The organism is uncultured Mycobacterium sp. (assembly GCF_964249325.1).
In the GTDB taxonomy this organism is placed as follows: Bacteria; Actinomycetota; Actinomycetes; order Mycobacteriales; family Mycobacteriaceae; genus Mycobacterium.
On the sequence record NZ_CAXUCH010000398.1, the window covers coordinates 1 to 2,341 of the forward strand.

Genomic DNA, 2,341 nt, shown 5'->3' on the forward strand with positions numbered 1-2,341 from the left:
CTGCGCGCGCTGGGAACCACCGCGCTAAAACCGGTATCGCCGGCCGCGGTCAATGCATCGGCGGCGATCGTGTCGGCCAGCGTCACCACGAAATCGGGCTGCAGCCGTCCGATGACCGCCGCCAGCTCGTCGGCGTCGGTCATCTTCACCACCCGCGACTGGTCGGCCACCCCGTGGGCGGGCGCATCGGCGTAGCGTTCGACCGCGATCACCTCGGCGCCGAGCCGCTGAAATACGATCGCCAGTTCCCGGCTGAGCTCACCAGACCCCAGCAGCATCACCTTCGTGCGGCCGCCGCCGTCATGTGCGCGTGGCGGCTGATCAACTGCATCGCTTGCTGATTCGTGTTCGAACGCCTGCTCATGTTTTCCGTGAACCGGTTGTCCGTGGTGAGGTCACTCGGTCAGATCATCGGCCACGAACTCACCCCCCTGCTGCTGCATGCTGCTCAGGATAGGGCCGTTTGCTAAGGCAACGATGAGCCCGCTCGCCGGCACCGGCCAGTGTGACTTTCGTGATGCAAGTAATATGGCCGTTATGCTGCCACGCACCTACGAGCATCAAGTCTGCTCGATCGCCCGCAGCTTGGAACTGATCGGCGACCGGTGGACGCTGCTGATCATCCGGGACGCGCTACGCGGTGTGCGCCGGTTCGACGACTTCCGTGCCCGGCTCGGCGTCGCGCACAACGTGCTCAGCGACCGGCTGTCGCGGCTGACCGAAGCCGGCGTGCTGGAGCGCCGGCTTTACCAGCAGCGCCCGGACCGCTACGAATACCACCTCACCGAGCAGGGCCGCGACCTGTGGCCGGTGTTGATGTCGCTGCTGGCCTGGGGTGATCGCTACCTGGCGCCGGAGGGTCCGCCGCTGCTGGTGTTACACCGCGACTGCGGCGGGCCGCTCACTCCACGCCTGACCTGTGCCGAGTGCGGGGCGCTCTTGGGGCCCGGGGACGTCGAACTCCGCCCGGGACCTGGCGCTGGCCGCGCCAGTTAACCGCCTTATCAGAGGTCTATTGCTTCATGCAAGCGACTATGCAATAGTCAGTTGCATCACGCAAGCAACTGGTTCGAGGAGCAGCAATGAGCGCAGGTAGCCCCGTTGACACGTCACCTAGACCGGGCGACAGCACCTACGTGCTCGGTCATGCCGACGTCGAAGTTCGGCGGCTGCTGCTCCAGGCCCGGCTCTACGACGACCACACCGAGCAAGCCCTGCGCCTGGCGGGTTTGCGGCCCGGAATGCGGGTGCTGGACCTAGGTTGCGGGCCCGGGGACGTGTCCTTCGTTGCCGCGCGACTGGTCGGACCCACCGGGACGGTCCTGGGCGTGGACGCGGCTCCCGAGATCATCGAGTTCGCTCGCGCCCGGGCCGACGAGCGCGGTCTGTCGACTGTCCGCTTCGAACAGACCGTGATCGCCGACATTGCCGTGGACGAGCCCGTCGACGCGGTGATCGGGCGGCTGATCCTCATGCATCTGCCCGACCCGGTCGCCGTGCTGCGCCAGCTCGCCGAACTGGTGCGACCGGGTGGCCTCATCGCGTTCTCGGAGTTCGACACCACAGCAGCCAGCAGTGTTCCGGACCTGCCGCTGTGGCGGGCGGCCCGCGACGGCATCGGCGCGACGTTCACCGGCATGGGCCTGGATCCGGCCTTCGGCACCACACTGCATTCGTTGTTCCGGCGCGCGGGGCTGGGTAGGCCGCGGCTGACGCTGAGCGCACCGCTGGGCACCGTCGACGACACCGACACCATGGCCTTCGTCGCCGAGACGTGGCGCTCGCTGTTCCCGGCTGCCCAACAGCTGGGCTTGGCCGTCGACGGACTCGCCGATCCGGACGCCTTGGTGGGTCGCCTGCAAGAGGAGGTCGCCGCCGCCGACGCCCTGGTCATGATGCCGGCGCTGATCACTGCCTGGGCTCGGGTGTAGATCGGCGCGTTCAGGGCTGGCCGGGCAGCAACCGCACCATCAGCGCATGCACCTCGGCCAGCACGGTGTCGTCTTCGTCGACGAGTTCGCCGCTGATGAAGGCTTTGCGGCCCTCGGTTTCGGCGATGCGCCCGCGCGCGGCTAGTGGGGTGTCGATCGGGGTGACTTTGCGGTAGTCGACCTTCAATAACGCCGTGCGGCTGATCGGACGGCCCGCGGCGTGCACCACCATCCCGCACAGCCAGTCGAACACCAGCGGTATCACCCCGCCGTGCACCGCCATGTTGCCGCCCACGTAGTAGCGGCTGAACTGGCCGCGCATCTCGACCCCGTCGGCGTCGAACTTCGCCATCGTCCACGGCGGCATCAGCAGGCTGCCCATGCCGGGCAGCGACGGGACCCGTCCGGCG

At 67.9% G+C, this 2,341-nt stretch carries 4 protein-coding genes; 2 read left to right on the top strand and 2 right to left on the bottom strand.

What is annotated here, in order from left to right:
* On the bottom strand, positions 1-278 hold a 278-nt coding region (locus ACFE99_RS25050), incomplete at its 3' end, for an NAD-dependent epimerase/dehydratase family protein (protein WP_375489573.1).
* Positions 279-537: 259 nt separating this feature from the next.
* Here ACFE99_RS25050 and ACFE99_RS25055 point away from each other — a divergent pair.
* Together ACFE99_RS25055 and ACFE99_RS25060 are read left to right on the top strand one after the other, a co-directional pair.
* Positions 538-996: a winged helix-turn-helix transcriptional regulator gene (locus tag ACFE99_RS25055; RefSeq protein WP_375489575.1), complete on the top strand. Its 459-nt coding sequence runs from the start codon at positions 538-540 to the stop codon at positions 994-996.
* An 86-nt stretch (positions 997-1,082) separates the two neighbouring features.
* Positions 1,083-1,931, top strand: a complete 849-nt coding sequence (locus ACFE99_RS25060) for a class I SAM-dependent methyltransferase (RefSeq protein ID WP_375489577.1) — start codon at positions 1,083-1,085, stop codon at positions 1,929-1,931.
* A 10-nt stretch (positions 1,932-1,941) separates the two neighbouring features.
* Here the strand turns inward: ACFE99_RS25060 and ACFE99_RS25065 are convergent.
* The coding region (locus ACFE99_RS25065; RefSeq protein WP_375489579.1) for a PaaI family thioesterase at positions 1,942-2,341 on the bottom strand (400 nt) is incomplete at its 5' end.